The sequence below is a fragment of the Streptomyces sp. GS7 genome (genome assembly GCF_009834125.1).
Classification (GTDB): Bacteria; Actinomycetota; Actinomycetes; order Streptomycetales; family Streptomycetaceae; genus Streptomyces.
In genome coordinates this window covers 4,667,681-4,684,759 of sequence record NZ_CP047146.1, presented here as the reverse complement: position 1 = coordinate 4,684,759, position 17,079 = coordinate 4,667,681, and the positions used below count along the sequence as shown (strand labels likewise).

6 protein-coding genes and 4 pseudogenes are annotated in these 17,079 nt (G+C 69.1%); 4 read left to right on the top strand and 6 right to left on the bottom strand.

Going from position 1 to position 17,079, the window contains the following annotated elements:
- Positions 1-30: 30 nt before the first annotated feature.
- Positions 31-426 (bottom strand): annotated as a pseudogene (locus GR130_RS20845) (NADPH-dependent F420 reductase); the annotation flags it as partial.
- On the opposite strand from GR130_RS20845, the pseudogene GR130_RS20840 reads away from it, so the two are divergent.
- Positions 427-690 (top strand): annotated as a pseudogene (locus GR130_RS20840) (IS5/IS1182 family transposase); the annotation flags it as partial.
- Between the two features lie 25 nt (positions 691-715).
- On the opposite strand, the gene GR130_RS20835 reads toward GR130_RS20840, so the two are convergent.
- A complete protein-coding gene (locus GR130_RS20835; RefSeq protein ID WP_159506111.1) occupies positions 716-2,839 on the bottom strand; it encodes an RICIN domain-containing protein in 2,124 nt (707 codons plus the stop codon).
- 356 nt (positions 2,840-3,195) lie between these two features.
- Here GR130_RS20835 and GR130_RS20830 point away from each other — a divergent pair, with 356 nt between their 5' ends.
- Together GR130_RS20830 and GR130_RS20825 are read left to right on the top strand one after the other, a co-directional pair.
- Positions 3,196-4,716: a sensor histidine kinase gene (locus GR130_RS20830; protein WP_236574005.1), complete on the top strand. Its 1,521-nt coding sequence runs from the start codon at positions 3,196-3,198 to the stop codon at positions 4,714-4,716.
- The gene (locus GR130_RS20825) at positions 4,713-5,390 is read left to right on the top strand and encodes a response regulator (RefSeq protein WP_159506110.1); all 678 of its coding nucleotides are present in this window, start codon (positions 4,713-4,715) and stop codon (positions 5,388-5,390) included. Before GR130_RS20830 ends, GR130_RS20825 begins: the two co-directional genes overlap by 4 nt.
- A 285-nt stretch (positions 5,391-5,675) precedes the next feature.
- Here GR130_RS20825 and GR130_RS20820 read toward each other — a convergent pair.
- Positions 5,676-6,445 (bottom strand): annotated as a pseudogene (locus GR130_RS20820) (transposase).
- A 185-nt stretch (positions 6,446-6,630) separates the two neighbouring features.
- Between GR130_RS20820 and GR130_RS20815 the strand changes: the two are divergent.
- Positions 6,631-8,088 carry an NF041680 family putative transposase gene (locus GR130_RS20815; RefSeq protein WP_159504108.1) on the top strand — a complete coding sequence of 486 codons (1,458 nt, stop codon included), beginning with the start codon at positions 6,631-6,633 and terminating at the stop codon, positions 8,086-8,088.
- Between the two features lie 758 nt (positions 8,089-8,846).
- Here GR130_RS20815 and GR130_RS20810 read toward each other — a convergent pair.
- The 3 genes and pseudogenes from GR130_RS20810 to GR130_RS20800 form a co-directional block, all read right to left on the bottom strand.
- Positions 8,847-9,677 (bottom strand): thioesterase II family protein, encoded by an 831-nt coding sequence (locus GR130_RS20810; RefSeq protein ID WP_159506109.1) that lies wholly within the window; start codon positions 9,675-9,677, stop codon positions 8,847-8,849.
- Positions 9,674-11,533 (bottom strand): annotated as a pseudogene (locus GR130_RS20805) (beta-ketoacyl synthase N-terminal-like domain-containing protein); the annotation flags it as partial. The gene GR130_RS20810 and the pseudogene GR130_RS20805, both read right to left, overlap by 4 nt.
- A 50-nt stretch (positions 11,534-11,583) precedes the next feature.
- A complete protein-coding gene (locus GR130_RS20800; RefSeq protein WP_443043775.1) occupies positions 11,584-17,073 on the bottom strand; it encodes a type I polyketide synthase in 5,490 nt (1,829 codons plus the stop codon).
- Positions 17,074-17,079: the final 6 nt, after the last annotated feature.

The following is a 17,079-nucleotide window of genomic DNA, read 5'->3' as shown; positions in this document are numbered from 1 at the left end:
ACCCGCCGGCCCTCCGCGGCCGGGCGGTGGTCAGACGTCGGTGACGCGCAGGCCCGCGTGCACCTTGTACCGGCGGTTGACCGAGACCAGATTCGCCACCAGCGGCTCCACCTGATGAGCGATGCGCAGCTGCCCCGCATAGACCCCGCGCATCCCCGGGATACGGGCGGCGAGCGCCTGCACGATGTCGGCATCCGCCCGCTTGTCCCCCAGCACCATCACATCGGTATCGATCGTGCCGATGCCCGGGTCGGAGAGCAGCATGGCGGGCAGGTGGTGGAAGGCGGCCGTCACCCGCGACCCCGGCAGCAGCGCGGCGGTCTGCTGGGCGGCGCTGCCCTCCTCCGGCTTGAGCGCGTAGGCACCGTGCTTGTCGAACCCCAGCGGATTGACGCAATCGACCACCAACTTGTCCACCAGGTCCTCAACCGCCTTTACCTGCGGCGTCGGCAGATCAGACACACCCTTCCCGAGCGCCACGACCAGCGGGCCCACCTCCGTCGCCGTGGTAGCAACGGCGGTGGGCCTGCCGGTTTCGTTCCAGCGCGTTATGCCCGCAGGAACGAGGTTGAGCGGCTGATCAAACGGTCGAAGATCTCCCGGGCCGTAGCGGCATGCTTCGACAAGAGTGCGTATGCCTTTCACGGCACTGTGGCCTTCGCAGCCATCCCTCTCTGGCTCCGCACGTGACCTGCCAGGCAATACCTACACGGCTCTACCCGAGTTCGGCCTTGTACTTGTTCTGCAAGGTGAAATAGCCATTTTCTAGCTTGGTGAGCAGCCATTCGCTCTTGGAGGCGTCGTCACTAGCGCCTCCCCTTGCGCTCTTTCCCGAGGCCACGTTGTCCTCGCCATCGAACGCTCGGAGATAGGACGCTTCGGTGCCCACGTCGGTCTTGTACTTGTTCTGCAGGAGGAAGGAGAAGAGCCCTGTCGGGATGAGGTTCCATTCGCGCATGGAGGTGTAGTCGCTGGCACCTCCCTTCGCGGGTCCTCCGAGGGCCACGTGGTCGTTTCCCTGGAAGGTTCGCAGGTAGCAGGCTTCGTCGTGCGCGTCGGTCTTGTACTTGTTCTGCAGGTAGAAGTAGCCATTGCCTGCATCGACGAGCTTCCATTCGCGCATGGACGTGTAGTCACTGGCACCTCCCTTCGCGCCCCAGCCCAAGGCCACGCTGTCCTTGCCCTGGAACGTTCGCAGGTAAGGCGCCTGCGGGTGCGGCAGATCCGGATCGGGGTTGATGTACCACCGCTGGGCCGGCGTGCCGTTGGAGGTCCATTGCCGGACATTGGCTCCGTTGTCGTGGCTGCCGTCTTCGACGTCCAGTACTTTGCCGCTGTTTACGTTGGTCAGGGTGTAGGTCGAGTCGTCGTTGTGCCGGAGGCGCCACCACTGAGCGGGCGTCTTGTTGTAATCCCACTGATCGACGTTACGTCCGTCCTCGGTGCCGGACTGCCAGACGTCCAGGACCCGCATGCTGCCGGCGTTCCACACGACGTAGTGCCCGTCGGACTCCTGGAGAGTCCATTGCTGTTCCGGCTTGCCGTTGAGTTCCCACTGCTCGACGCTGGCCCCGCCGTCAACGCTTCCGCCCTTCACCCCCAGGGCTTTTCCGCTGCCGGCATTGGTCAGCGTGCGCAGCGGCTGGGGCAGCCGGTCCAAGGAGAGGAACAGGTAGACCATGCCTTCGCCGTGGTCACGGCCGTCGACCTCGACCCTGGTCTCGTAACTTCCCGTGATGCCCGCGAGCGCCGAGGGGGTGAAGGCGGCCATGGTGGTGGCGAGGTGGTCGTCGGCCATCCAACTGGTGCACGCGTCGATGATGGCGGCGATGGCGACGACTATGGCGATACCGATGCCCTCGGCGATGATCTTGGCTATCTCGCCGTCGAGGATGTCCTGGACGAGTTCCAGCCACATGCTGGGATCGGTCAGGTCGTCCTTCAGCGCATTCAGGATGTCGTCGAGAGCGCCGCCGTACTTCTCGTAGCCGCTTTCGTCGTCCTGCTCCCACCCATCGACGGTGCACACCAGGCCGTTGTCGCTGACCGGCCCGTACCAGAGGGTGTTCCCCTGGAAGTAGCGGAAGGTGCCGGTATACATGTCCTCCATCACCTCGGACTTGTACTTGGTGTGCCGGACCCGGTCGGTGGTGACGAACCCGAAGTAGTACTCGTCCTCAGGGGTGCCGTGATCGTCCCCGCCCTGCTGCCCGCAGTAGAGCTTGTCCGCGCGGAGGCTGAACAGCCCGGAGTCGGTGCCGTTGCCCGGCCGTTCGGCGGCAGGACTGCTTGAGCTGCGCCCGTGCAGGGTCAGACTCCAGCCGGCCGCGGACGCAGCCTGGGAGAAGGCCGTCGGCTGCGCCTCGAGGGCATCCTCGCGCATGCCAGCCGGAGCGGCGGCCACGGACGGGTCCGCAAGGTCGACCACCTTGACGTTCGGCTGCGTCAGGATGTCGACGACCATCTTCGGGGCATCGCGGCGGAAGTCCTGCTCGGTGTACCCGCGCTCGGTCGTCAGACCGGCAATGGCCTCGGGGAAGACGGCCTCCCTGGCCGCCTTCCCGGCTCCGGCGTGCACGGCACCCAGCTCGGCCAGTTGGCCGTCCGAGAAGCCCATGCGCCTGAACGGGCCGACCAGCTTCTCCTCGAAGCCCGTCAGCTCCTTCCCCTCGCCAAGTCGCGCGAACGCGTTCAGCGTTACACCCACCAGATGATGCCGAGCACGGTTCTCCTCCACGCGCTGCAACCGGGGATGACCATCGCGCGGACGCTCGTCCACCAAGGCGCCACGCAGACTGGCAAGAATCTTGTCGTGGTCGTCAGGGTGCGGAAGCCTCATCAAGAGCCCTTCGGGACAGTCGGCGAGAGGCAGGCGGCAGACTTCACGCCGCAGCCTCACTCCGAGATCAACTGGTCAGTAGCCCCATCCTGAAACCCCCGGCGGGCCCGCCACCAGAAGGGTCTGAGGGGTCCGTCCCAGTCTTGGGCCCCTCTCTAAGCGGAACATACGCCTCCGGAATGAAGTGCTCATTACACCTTCGGCATACGCCGCTGCCCCGAATGGCATACGCACGCTGTCGCGGCGGGGGCTGCAGTGCGCAGGCCGTCGGAGGGAGTTCCCCGGGAGCGGAGAACGCGACGCGTGACCGGCCCTGCAGAGCCGTCGCCGTGGGACTCTAAACTCGACCGGTGATCATGAAAGTTCGCGGCCGGGCAGCACTCGCGTCCTGCGCCGAGATGTTCCTGGCCGGGATCGCCATGCTGGTTACGGACCAGGTCGTCGTCTACCTCAACGAAATGCCGCAGGGCCGGTGGGAAACCGCGGCGCTCAGCGGCGCCGCTCTGCTCTGCTTAGCCCTCCGCCGCCGATGGCCGGTGGCCACGCTCCTGGGCTTGGCAGCCGTACTGGGCGCATTACCCGCTGCGGGCCTGCCCACAGCGATGGCAGCTTGCACGGCAGGCCGCGCAGCCGCGGCACGCCCGGGCTCCGGACTACGGTGGCGACTGCCGGCCCTCGGCGGGGCGACGGTACTCCCGGTCCTCACCGCGATCCCCGATGTCGGCCTGGGCATGGTGCTGTCGGCGGTGGCGGTGGCAGGTCCTGGTCTCGTGGGCACGGTGATGGGGCAGCAGGATCGGCTGGTGACGGCGCTTCGGGACAAGGCCGCCGCTGCCGAGGATGCCTCGCGGCTCGCTGAACGTGCCCGTATCGCCGCCGAGATGCACGACCTGATCGGTCACCGGCTGAGCCTGGTCTCCCTTTATGCGGGCGGCTTGGAAATGACCCTCGGCAAACTGGCGCCCGAGTTGCGTGGTGATGCGGTACGGCTCCGGGCAATGGCAGGCGACGCACTGGACGAGCTGCACGAGGTTCTGGGGGTGCTGGGCCCGCCGGACGACGCACAGACGGATGCGGCAGGGTCACGTGCCGATGTGGAGGCGCTGGCTGGGGCCTCGTCGTCCGCGGGTGCCCAGGTCCGCCTGGACTGGACGGGCCCGGACGTGGCAGACACCGCCTCAAGTGTGCGCCGCGCGCTGGACCGCGTGATCCGCGAGGCCCTGACGAACGCGCACCGCTACGCGCCGGGGGCAGCGGTGACAGTGACCGTGACCGTGGACGAACGGCAGGTGCTGGTACGCGTCCGCAACACTGCCGCAACGAGCCCTCCGACCTCCAGTGGCACCGGCCGGGGGCTGGTCGGCATCCGGGAACGCGTGGGGCTGCTGGGCGGTGAGGTGCGGACCGGCGCCACGGACGACGGCGGCTTCGCCGTAGAGGCGACGCTGCCGCTGGTCACGCCCACCATTGCCTCGACCCCGAAGGAGCCTGCCGCGAACGCCAGCGTTCCGGCCCCTTCGCACTGGCCCCGCCTGGCCGCCGGGGCGCTCGGGCTCGTCGCCGTCGCGGGCCTGCTCGTGCTCGGCCTCCGGTACGCGTATCCGCCGGCCGAGCCCTCCAAGTACGCGGAAAGCGTCGACTCCATCCACCGCGGCATGACCCACGCCGAGGTCGTCTCACGCGTCGGAGTGGATTCCGCAGCCACCCGTGCCGCGGCCGCCGGCCACGCCCCGCACAAACCCGCCGGGACAACGTGTCTGTACCCCTACTCTGCTGAGACGGTCCGCGACGGTCGGCTCAGCCTGGTCCGTTACTGCTTCATGAACGGCCGCCTGACCAGCATCGACCGATTCGACGTACCCGTGGAGACAGGATGATCCGTGTGCTGCTCGCCGACGACGAAGCACTGGTGCGGGCCGGAGTGCGGCTCATCCTCAGCCACGCCGACGACATCGAAGTCGTGGCCGAGGCCGATAACGGGGAGGGGACCGTGGAAATCGCCGCTCGCGAACACCCTGACGTCGCGCTCGTCGACGTCCGCATGCCCGGCACGGACGGCCTCTACGCCGTCGGCCGACTCACCACCCTCAACCCCCCGGTCGCCGTCGTCATGCTCACCGCATTCGGCGACGAGGAGAACGTCACCCGCGCCCTCCACGCCGGAGCCAACGGGTTCCTGCTCAAAAACTCCGGCCCCGAGGAACTCATCCACGCAGTGCGCGCCGCAGCCGCCGGCGACGCGGTCCTCTCGCCCAGCGTCATCGCCCACGTCGTACGGCGCATGCGGCAGGACTGCCGGGCGGACCGCACGCGGGCGGCGGTCGAACGGATCGCGGCCCTCACCGGCCGTGAACGGGAAGTCCTCGCCATGCTCGGCACTGGGCTCACCAACGCCGAGATCGCCCGGCGGATAGGCGTGGAGACCGGCACGGTGAAAGTCCACGTCGGCCGCATCCTCGCCAAGCTGGGCACCTCGAACCGAGTCCAGGCCGCGCTCATCGCGTACGAGGCGGGGATGGCCGACGGAACAAGCGCAGTAGGGCGCGCTTGACCCGTACGCGGCCACCGCAAGGAGAGGGACGGCGGTGAGCGTCATCGGCCGCAGGCGTGCGACCGCGTGCCTGACTCCGTAGGCCGCCGCGGCGATGAGCGGTACTGCGATGAGAGCGACGGCGCCCCAGCCCAGGAGAACGTCCCAGTTGCCTTACGCATCCATGCCACCGCCGAGGAGATGGTGGCCAGTGCGGTGTTGCTGCTCGGGTGCCCCGCGATACCAGCGCGCTAAGGGCTGTCCCGTAAATGATCTAGGGCATGCTCGATGACCTGTGCCTTCTCGTCACCCGGCGAGGGTCAGGTTGTACAGGCGGGCTATGCCGAGCATGGCGTGGTGGACGCCGTTGCCTTTGAGGCGGCAGTCGCGGAGGATCTTCCAGCTCTTCATGCGGGCGAAGGCATGCTCGACGCGGGCGCGGACTTTGCGGTGCGAGGTGTTGTGTTCCTCTTTCCAGGCCGGGAGTTCAGCCTGGCCTGGCTCGCGACGGTGCGGGATGACCAGGCCGGTTCCTCGGTATCCGCCGTCCGCGATGACGGTGGTCTGGCCGACAGCGTCCTTGGCGCCGGACAGCTCCCACGCTTGCAGTCGTTGCGGTTGCCGGGCAGAGGCCGGCCGACGGCGACGACGAGCCGGGAGTCGGCGTCGATGACGACTTGGTGGTTGGTGGAGTACCGGTAGTTCTTCGACTGCTCGGCGACGGTGTGGTCGCGTGTGGGGACCAGGGTGCCGTCCACGATCAGCACGGCGTCCTTGCGGAACCGCTTGCGCTGCTGGAGCGCGAGCGAGGGGCCGAGGTGGTCGACGATGCGGTCGGCAGCTGACTTCGACACCCCGAACAAGGGGGCGAGTTGACGCAGGGTGAGGTTAGTGCGCCAGTACGCGGCGACCAGCAGGACCCGGCCCTCCAGCGGCAGGCTCCAGGGCCGACCCTTGCGGACCGGGTCCGCGCCCTCGCGACGCAAGGCGTTGATCAGTTTGCCGAACTGCCGCGGACTCAGCCCGGTGAACGGGGCTATCCAGGACGGCTCCGAAGCCGTGATCACACCAGACACAGCAAGATCATCTCACCTGTGACCAGCAGTTACGGGACAGCCCTTAGCTTGTTTTTTAAGATCCAGTCTCGAATGTGCTTCGAACTTGATCAGCGTTTTCGCAGTTCAGCGGACGTGAAGGCGGCCTTCGGCTGATCATGTGCTCCGACCAAGGAACGCACACACTCAGCACGAAGGCCGTAAGGATGAGTCTGTCGCATCACGCCGTTGAACATGGGCAGTTCACAGAACTGTCACGCTTCCGAGGCGAGTTCTACTCCTGTCTGACCAGGCGTGCGGACGCACAGTTCGAGTTGGCCGATGCCGTGCTGAGTGCGGACGGCCCGGTCCGTTCTCTGGTTGAGTTGTCGCTGGTGGGGGAACATCGCCGCGGGCACGGTGGCCTCTACGACGCCTTGGCCGCCGGCCGGATGGACATCGGCCGGCTGCGGCGGGCAGTGGCCGCAGTACCTCTGCCACGGGCTGCGGACGGCCGGCTGGTGCTGGCCGCCGACATCACCTGCTGGCTGCGGCCCAACGCACACACCTCACCGCAGCGGATCCTGTGCCACACCTACGGCCGCGGCAAAGACCAGCACATTCCCGTTCCGGGTTGGCCGTACTCGGTGATCTGCGCGCTGGAGACGGGCCGCAGCTCGTGGACCGCGCCACTGGACGCGCTCCGACTGGCACCGGGCGACGACGACGCCACCGTCACCGCCAGACAGATGCGCGAGTTGGTCGGCCGGCTGATGGAGGCAGGGCAGTGGAAAGGCGGCGACCCCGAGATCCTCATCGTCGTGGATGCCGGATACGACGTGCCCCGCCTGGCATTCCTGCTCAAGGATCTGCCGGTGCAGGTGCTGGGCCGGATGCGTTCGGACCGCGTCCTGCGTCGTGCCGCCCCACCGCGAAAGCCCCATACGATAGGCCGCCCGCCGCGTCACGGCGGCGAGTTCGCCTTCGGCGACCAGTCCACCTGGGACATCCCAAACGCGCAGACCGTCACGCAGACCCGTCTGTACGGCACCGCCACCGCCCAGGCATGGGACCGTCTCCACCCACGGCTGACACACCGTTCCGCCTGGGTCGCCGAACTGGGAACCCTCCCGGTCATCGAGGGAACTGTGATCCACCTGCAGGTCGAGCACCTGCCCAGCGGCGCCATCCCGAAACCGGTGTGGCTGTGGTGGTCGGGCACCGACGCCACCCCCACTCAGGTCGACCTGCTCTGGCAGACCTTCCTGCGACGCTTCGACATCGAGCACACCTTTCGGCTGTTCAAACAGACCCTCGGCTGGACCCGCCCCAAGATCCGCACCCCCGAAGCCGCCGACCGGTGGACCTGGCTCATCCTCGCCGCATACACCCAACTCCGCCTTGCCCGGCCACTGGCGGCCGACCTGCGGCGGCCCTGGGAACGACCAGCAGAGCCCTACAAACTCACCCCTGCCCGAGTCCGCCGCGACTTCAGGCACCTCCGCCCGAAGACCCTCTGCCCCGCCGAAGCACCGAAACCCTCCCGCCCCGGCCCAGGCCGACCACCCGGCCGCAAGAACACCCACCCCACACCCCGCCACGACGTCCACACAGTCCGCAAAACAGACAAAACGAAACGACGAACGAAGAAATCAACAACCCCACGACCCCGCCGCAAAGGTTAAAGATCAAGTTAGCCACAACACAGCCCGTTGCCAACCTAGTTGGAGAGCGAAATGCAACGGGCGTCGGGGCTGCCGATACCAGCGCGGTCCAACTCGGGCCAGCCTGAACGTTTTTCGCAATGGCCGGGAAATTGTACTGTGGTGCGACAACTGGCATCGGGTTCTCGACCCCGGGCAGTGCAGAGTTCTGGACCATGGAGTGCCGCATGACCCCCGGAAGTCGACGTGTTTCCCGACGTAACGCCGCCGATGCTGACTTTGTGCTGACTTGCTGACCTGGAAATGCCCTCTGACCTGCAACGATGCCTTGCCGTGTCTCTTCGGGTTCCACTGGCAGTGGGTTTGGGGCAACGTTGCGGGTGAAGTGGGTTGGCCAGCACGTATGCAGCTCAGAGGTGGTGCAGAGTGGATTGGTGCATGTGCATGTGCCGCCACCTGTCACCACCTCCGGTAGGGTGCATGCTGACTCAATGCTGATTCAACTGAGGCCTCGTCAGTTAAATGCGATGGTGCGCTACTTCATCCGCGTGTGCCTTGAGCCGGGGGAGCGGGCAGCCTCGCGTGCCCGAGCTGTTGAGCCGGCGAGAATTCGCAGTGGACCCTGATGTAGATGTCTGCCCTGTGAGCCTGTTCGGTGCCTTGGAAATCCCCTTGGAGGCGCGATGACTGAGGGAGACGTGGTTGGAGTGGCGCAACAGAAGCGTCGTGCTGGCGGAGGGGCTTGCATGTACACGCCTCAGCGTGAGATTGGGCGAGGCTCAGTTATCGACGGCCGGGCTTTGGCTCGGTGCCGTGTCAGTGGACGCGGCCCTCATGGCTCCGAGCTCTTCGCGTATTGCTGTGACTACGTCTGCGTTCTGGAAGTCGAGGAAGAAGTGCGCGCCGGAGAACACGCGCAGGCGGAAGGATCCGTCGGTGCATTTCTTCCAGCAGGTGGCTTCCTCCACTGTGCACAGTGGGTCCCGGTCTCCCGTCAGCGCGCTCATCGGGCACGGAAGAGCTGGTCCTGGCCGGTAGTGGTAGGTCTCCGCTGCGGTGTAGTCGGCGCGGAGGCAGGGGAGTACGGCGCTGCGGATCTCCGGGTCGGCCAGTAGGTGGGCTGCAGGGCCTTCGTGGCGCGCGGCCTCTGCGGCGAGTCCGTCGTCGTCGAGGAGGTGTGCGTATTCCTCGCGGTGGGTTGGCGGGGCTCGGCGCCCGGAGACGATGAGTCCCGTGGGGGTGCTCCGCGCGCGACGGGCGAGTTCGAAGGCCACGAGTGCGCCCATGCTGTGGCCCAGCAGCACCCACGGGCGCTCGGTGATGCCCGGTGGCAGCGCTTCGCGGGCTTGGGTGGCCAAGGCGTCGATCGAGTCCAGTGGTGGCTCCGTGCGCCGGTCTTGCCGTCCGGGGTACTGCAGGGAAAGGACCTGGATGGACGGGGTCAGGGCTGCGGACAGCGGGCGGAAGAAACTGGCTGCTCCGCCGGCGTGTGGGAAGCAGAGCAGCAGCGGTGCGTTCGGTGCGGCGGTGTGGTAGCGGCGGATCCAGTGGTTGCCGCTTGGAGGTTGCGGTGGTGTTGTTGCTGCCGGCTCGGCGTCGCGCCACGTCATGGGGTTGGGCCTTGGCGGGTGGTCTCGGGCCAGTAGCGTCGGCGTTGGAATGCGTACGTCGGCAGGGAGACGCCGCGCGCTTCGGTGCCTGCGAACACCGGCCCCCAGTCGATGCGTTCGCCCTTCAGCCACCTCCGCGCCAGGTCGTGGGCGTGGGCTGTGTCCGGTGTGCCCCGGCTGCCCGTGCAGTCCGCCACCCGTCCGGGCAGGCCGCCCTCGGCCAGGGCCCGCAGCCCGGCGAGGAACCCGGCGCGGTCGGTACCCAGCAGTACGGCTCGCTCCTCGGTGAAGGCGGCCCGTGTCGTTGCGAGGGAAAGGCTCACATCGGCCGTATGGAGATCCGGGAACTCCTCCAGCCAGGCGCGCAGCCGGGCTGCCTGGGCCTGTAGCGCGGCGGGGGTGCGGGCTGAGAGAACCCATGGCAGTACGGCGGTGGAGTCGGCCGGTTCGTCTGGGTGCGCGGGGGGATCGGTTGTCTCGGGCGGGGGTTCTTCGAGGACGAGGTGGACGTTGGTGTGGCTGAGTCCGAAGGAGGAGACTCCGCAGCGGCGTGGGTGTCCGGTGCGTGGCCAGTCGCGGGCTTCGGTGAGGAGTTGTACCGCGCCGGTGGTCCAGTCGACGTGCGGGGTCGGCTTGTCGACGTGCAGGGTGCGCGGCAGGGTGCCGTGCCGCATGGCCATCACCATCTTGACGACGGCCGCGATGCCTCCGGCCGCCTGGGCATGGCCGATGTTCGACTTCACCGAGCCCAGCCACAGCGGCCCGTCGGCGGGACGGTGCCGCCCGTACACCGCGAGGACGGCCTCCGCTTCGTAGGGGTCGTCCAGGAGCGCGCCCGTGCCGTTGCCCTCCACCGCGTCCACTTCCGAGGGCTTTAGGCCGGCTGCCTTCAGCGCCTGACGTATCACGCGTTCGCGGGCCTGCCCGTTCGGGGTGATCATGGCGTTGCGGGCACCGTCCTGGTTCATGGCACTGCCCCGGATCACCGCGAGGACCGGATGGGCGCCGCGTCGGGCGTCCGACAGCCGCTCCAGGACGAGCAGCCCCACGCCTTCTCCCAGGCCCGGTCCGTCGGCCGCAGCCGCGAAGGACTTGCAGCGGCCGTCCGCGGCCAGGCCGTAGGAGTGTCCGACCTCGCCGAAGGCGTGCGGCGTGGACATCACGGCCACCCCGCCCGCTAGCGCCATGGCGCACTCCCCCTGGCGCAGCGCCCGGCAGGCGAGGTGGACGGCGGTGAGCGCCGAGGAGCAGGCGGTGTCCACGGTGAACGCAGGCCCGTCGAGGCCCAGGTGGTAGGCGACCCGCCCGGATGCCACGCTGTTGGCATTTCCCGCGAACAGGTAGCCCAGTACGTCCCCGTCGTCGGGTGCCGCCCGGGCCAGCAGGTCCTGGTAGTCGTGGTACATGGCGCCGAGGAAGACCCCGGTGTTGCTGCCGCGCAGGGCATGCGGGTCGAGGCAGGCGTGTTCGATTGCTTCCCAGGCGGTCTCCAGCAGCAGGCGCTGCTGCGGGTCCATCGCCAGTGCCTCGGCGGGCGGGATGCCGAAGAAGTCGGCGTCGAAGTCCGGTACTCCGTCGAGGAATCCGCCCTGGGTCACGTGTGGCAGTCCGCTTCCTGCGGTGGCGCGCCGGGCCGGCCAGCCCCGGTCGGTGGGGAAGCCGCGGACTGAGTCGCCTCCGGAGGCCACAAGCCGCCACAGTGCCTCGGCACTGTCCGCACCGGGGTAGCGGCAGGCCGTGCCGACGATCGCGACGGGTTCTTCGTTCAGTGAATTCGCCTGCCGCAGGCGGGTGTTTTCCGTCAGCGCGGCTCGCAGGGCCTCGACGAGCTTTGCGGTGCGGTCGTCGGACATGGCCTTCCTCTCCTGTCCGTACCTCCGGCCGCGGGCACGGCTCGGAGCTCGGCTCACGGGGTCGTGTCGTCTCCAAGTGCCAGCCGGATCAGCCCGTCGGCGTCCAGTGTCTGGATGTCCTGTTCTGCGTCGGGCATCCGCGTCTCGGGCAGGGCGCCGTCGCTGGGACCGTTTGCCGGGGAGCAGCCTGTCCGGGCCAGTTCTGTGCACAGGGCGACGGTCAGTGAGCCGACGGTGGCGTGGTCGAATAGCAGGGTGGCGGGCAGCTTGAGGCCGGTGGCGGTGGACAGCTGGTTGCGTAGTTCGATGGCGGTGAGGGAGTCGATGCCCAGGTCGGTGAAGAGACGGTCGTCCGCCACCGCTTGAGGGTTCGTGTATCCCAGTGCGGAGGCGACTTCGGCCCGGACATGCTCCAGGACCGTCTGCTCGCGCAGGTCCGGCGGAAGTGCTGCCAGCGGAGGCAGGGCGGGGCCGCCCCTTTCCTGGGTACGTTCCGTGGGGTGTGTCCTGGGCGTGGCCAGGGCGCGCAGCAGAGGCGGCACGTCCTTGGGCTCCCGGGTTCGTAGCGCTTGCGTGTCGAGGTGGATGGGCGCGAGGACGGCTTCGTCGGCGGTGAGTGCGGCGTCGAACAGGTCCAGTGCCGGGCCGTGGGCGAGGGGGAGTATCCCGGCGCGTTCCATGCGTGCGCGATCCGCCGCGGCAAGCCGGGCGGCCATGCCTTCTTCCCCGGCCCACGGTCCCCAGGCCAGTGCTGTCGCGGCCAGTCCACGTGCCCTGCGGTGGACGGCGAGTGCTTCCAGGAAGGCGTTGGCCGCCGAGTAGTTGGCCTGGCCCGGGCTCCCCGACAGTGCGGCGAAGGAGGAGAACAGCACGAACGCCGACAGGTCGTGTCCGCTGGTGAGCTCATGCAGGTGCCAGGCTGCGTCAGCCTTGGGACGCAGGACCCTCTCGATCCGCTCGTCGGTCAAGGTGCCCAGTACTCCGTCGTCCAGGACGCCGGCGGTGTGGACGACGCAGGCCAGGGGATGTGCGGCGGGGATGTCGGACAGCAGGCGTGCCAGCGCGTCGCGGTCGGCCACGTCGCAGGCCGCGATCGTCGCCTCGGCTCCCGCGGCGGTCAGTTCGGCCCGTAGACGCTCGGCACCCGGCGCCTGCGGTCCGCGCCGTGAGACCAGCAGAAGATGCCGTACCCCGTGGGTTGTGGCCAGGTGCCGGGCGACGGCGGCGCCCAGGCCCCCGGTGCCGCCGGTGATCAAGGCGGTGCCGTTGCGGTGCGGCAGAGTGTGCGAGGCATCCCGGGCGGCGTGCGCGCGCGCCAGCCGCGGAGCCAGTACTTTCCCGTCCCGCAGGGCGAGTTGGTCTTCTGCGGTGGCGAAGCCGAGTGCCGCGGCGAGGGCCGTGGGCGGCGGGTTGTCGTCGAGATCGAGCAGGACGAAGCGGCCGGGGTTCTCCGTCTGGGCCGTGCGCACCAGCCCTCGGGCTGTGGTCAGCGCAGGGGCCGTGAGGTCGGTGGCGGGCCCCGTGGTGAGGGCCCCGTGGGTCACCAGGACGAGCTGGGTGGCGTCGAGGCGCGGGTCGGCCAGCCAGGACTGCACGAGGGTGAGCGTCCTCGATGCAGCGGCATGCGCCTGCTGAACCGGGTCCCGGGAGCTGTCGTCGGCACCGGGGCCATCCAGGCAGGCGAGCACGGTCCGGGGCGCCGGTGCTCCCTTGTCGAGGGCTGCGCGCAGCTGCGGCAGCCCGTCGAGGGTGTCCGTCGGTATGCCCGCCGCGGTCAGTGCCAGGGCGAGGTTCTGGCTGGGGTCGCCCAGGACCGTGACGGGGCCGGCCTGCCTCGGCGGCGCGGGAGGCGTCGGCTCGGTCCACTCCACCCGGAACAGGGATGTGCTGTGCATCCCGGCGGCGGCCCGCAACTGGTCGGCGGCCACCGGGCGGGTCGTCAACGCCTCGATGCAGGCGACGGGTTGGCCCGCCTCGTTCATGGCCTCGACGGAGAACGCGCCGGGGGAGGTGGAGGCGATGCGCACCCGAAGCCGCGAGGCAGCGCGAGCGTGCAGTTCGATGCCGGTGAGGGCGAAGGGCAGCTGTGCTCCGTCCGGGTCCCGCCGGAGCAGGACCGACGGCTGCAGGGCGGCGTCGAGCAGCGCCGGGTGGACCCGGTAGCGGGCCGCTTCGCGCTCCTGTTCCGGGGCGAGCGCGACTTCGGCGAACAGCTCGTCGCCGCGCCGCCACAGGGTGCGTACGCCGCGGAAGGCGGGCCCGTACTGATAGCCCCGGTCCGCGATCCGTGCGTACAACTCGGCGGGATCGTGCTCCTCGGCTCCGGGGGGCGGCCAGGCGGCCTCGGCGACGGTCCGTACGGCGGCCGCCGAGGTGAGCGTTCCGGAGGCGTGGAGGATCCACCCTGCGTCTTCGTCCCGGGAGTACACCCGGAACTGGCGGCTGCCTGCGGCATCGGCGTCGTCCACGGACACCTGCAGCCGCACGCTTCGCTGGTCCGGCAGGAGCAGCGGGGCCTGGAGGGTCAGCTCTGCCACGTGTGGGCAGCCTGCCTCCTGTCCGGCGCGGGCGACGCACTCCACGATCCCGGTGGCGGGTACGACCACGACGTCGTGCACCGCGTGGTCGGCGAGCCAGGGGTGGGCCTGGCGGGACAGGCGGCCCGAGCACAGGTATCCCTGTGAGTCCGCGAGTTCCGTGATGGCGCCCAGGAACGGATGGTCGGGGGATTCGAGCCCGAGCGCCGAGGGGTCCTTGGCCGGCGGGTGCGGGTTCAGCCAGAACTTCTGGTGCTGGAAGGGGTAGGTGGGCAGGTCCACCAGGCGTGCCCCGGTACCGCTGTAGACGGCCTTCCAGTCCACCGGGATCCCGTGGGCGTGGAGCCCGGCGAGAGCGGCCGCGCAGGCATCGGTCTCCGTGCGGTTGCGGCGCTGCGCGGCGAGCAGCAGCGGCTTGCCGGAGACGGATGAGGGCACCATGGCCGTCAGCGCGGCGTCGGGACCCAGTTCCAGATAGGTGGTCACCCCCTGGGAATCCAGTCGGCGGATGCCGTCAGCGAACCGGACGGCTTCGCGGACATGGTGCACCCAGTAGTCGGCGCAGCGCAGTTCCACGCCGTCCGCCAGACGTCCCGTCAGGTTGGCCACAACAGGAATGCGCCCGGGCCGGTAGTCCACGGCCGCGGCGGCCTTCCGGAATTCCTCCAGCATGCCTTCCATCAGCGGCGAGTGGAAGGCATGACTGACCGTCAGCTGGTTTGTCCTGCCGCCCTGTTGCGACAGGTGGGCGGCGATGCGGGCCGTTGCGGTTCCGTCCCCGGAAATCACCACCGACCGGGGCCCGTTGACCGCGGCGATCGAGACGCTGTCCTCGAACCCCTCGATCAGGGCGAGTACCTCGGCCTCGCTCGCTTCCAGCGCGTACATCGCCCCGTTGCCCGGCAGGGCTTGCATCAGTCGGGCTCGCGCGGCGACCAGATGTACGGCGTCCGGCAGGGAGAGGATCCCTGACGCATGCGCCGCGGTCAGCTCGCCCACGGAGTGGCCGATGAGGAAGTCCGGCCGTACACCCCAGTGCGCGAAGTGCCGGTACAGCGCCACTTCGAAGGCGAACAGGGCGGGTTGAGCCCATCCGGTACGGTGCAGCAGGCCAGCGGACGCGGATTCCGGGGGAGCGAAGAGCACCTCGCGCAGTGGTCGTTCGAGCACGCGGTCGAACTCGGCGCACACCTCGTCCAGTGCGGAGGAGAACTCCGGGAAGAAGGCAGCGAGTTCACGCCCCATGCCCGGGCGCTGGCTGCCCTGCCCTGTGAACAGGACCGCGAGCCGACCCACGGAGCCCTCGGCGCACACGCCGCGGACGAGGTTCGTCGCCTCCTCTCCGGCGGCCAGGGCTCGCAGTCCCCTGAGCAACGCTTCCCGGTCCGAGCCTGTCACGACCGCGCGGTGCTCGAAGGCCGTACGGGCGGTCGCCAGTGTCAGTCCCACGTCGTGCGGGTCCGGCGCGGGCTCCGCGGAAGCAACGTATGTGTACAGGCGGGCGCCTTGGGAGCACAGGGCGGCCTCCGTGCGCGCCGACAGCACCCAGGGCACCCGTACGAGCGCCGCCTGGCGTGAGTCGGCCGGTGTGCCGGATCCCGGAGGACCGCCTTCCGGCGGCGCCTGTTCGATGATGGCGTGCGCGTTGGTGCCGCTGGCCCCGAAGGAGGACACCGCGGCCCGGCGCGGCCTGCCGGTGATGGGCCAGGACTGCTGCTCGGTGAGGAGCTTGACTGCTCCGGACGACCAGTTGGCGTGCGGGGTGGGTTCGGTCACCTGGAGCGTGCGTGGCAGCAGGCCGTGCCGCATCGCGAGCACCATCTTGATCACACCGGCCGCGCCCGCCGCACACTGCGCGTGCCCGATGTTCGGCTTCAGGGATCCGAGCCACAACGGCCGGTCTGCGGGCCGGCCCTGTCCATAGGTGTCCAGGATGGCCTGGGCTTCGATCGGGTCGCCGAGCCGGGTGCCGGTGCCGTGCGCCTCCATGGCGTCCACATCCGCGCTCTCAAGCCCCGCGGCGGTCAGCGTCTGGCGGATGACCTTGCGCTGAGCCGGCCCGCTGGGTGCGGTCAGCCCGTTGCTGGCGCCGTCCTGGTTGATCGCCGTGGCGCGGACCACGGCCAGGATCCGCCGCCCGCGGCGCTGCGCTTGCGACAGGCGCTCCAGGACCAGGACGGCCGCGCCCTCCCCGAACACGGTGCCGTCGGCCTCGGCGGAGAACGCCTTGAGCCGTCCGTCCCGGGCCAGCCCGCGCTGCCTGGCGAACTCCAGCAGAATGCCCGGCGTCGACATCACGGTCACTCCACCCGCGATGGCGAGTTCGCAGTCGCCCCAGCGCAGTGCCTGGCAGGCGAGGTGCAGTGCCACAAGCGACGAGGAGCAGGCGGTGTCCACAGTCACCGCCGGTCCCTCAAAGCCCAGTTGATAGGCGACCCGGCCCGACAGGACGGCGCTTTGACTGCCGCTGACGAAGTACCCCTCGAACTCGTCGAGTCCCTCCGGCGCCGCCATCAGCCGGGCACCGTAGTCCTGGAACGAGACCCCGTTGTAGATTCCGGTGCGGCTGCCGTGCAGCGACTTCGGGTCGATCCCGGCCTGCTCCAAACCTTCCCAGGTGACTTCCAGGATCTGCCGCTGCTGGGTGTCCATCGCCAGGGCTTCGCGCGGGGAGATGCCGAAGAACTCGGCGTCGAAGCCATCGGCGTCGTCCAAGAAACCCCCGCTGCGCGTGTACACGGTGCCCACCCGGTCGGGATCGAGGTCGTAGAGCGCCTCCCGGTCCCAGCCTCGGCCGGCCGGCCATTCGGAGAGCACCTCCCGCCCCTCCAGCAGGAGCCGCCACAGGTCGTGGGGCGTGCGCGTGCCCCCGGGAAGGCGGCAGGCCATCCCGACGAGGGCGATGGGCTCGTGTGCGGCCTGCTGCAGTTCCTCGATCTGCCGCCGCAGTCGTTCGCTCTCCCGCAGGGACCTGCGAAGTGCGGAAGTGAGCTGTGCACGTGACACGTCCAT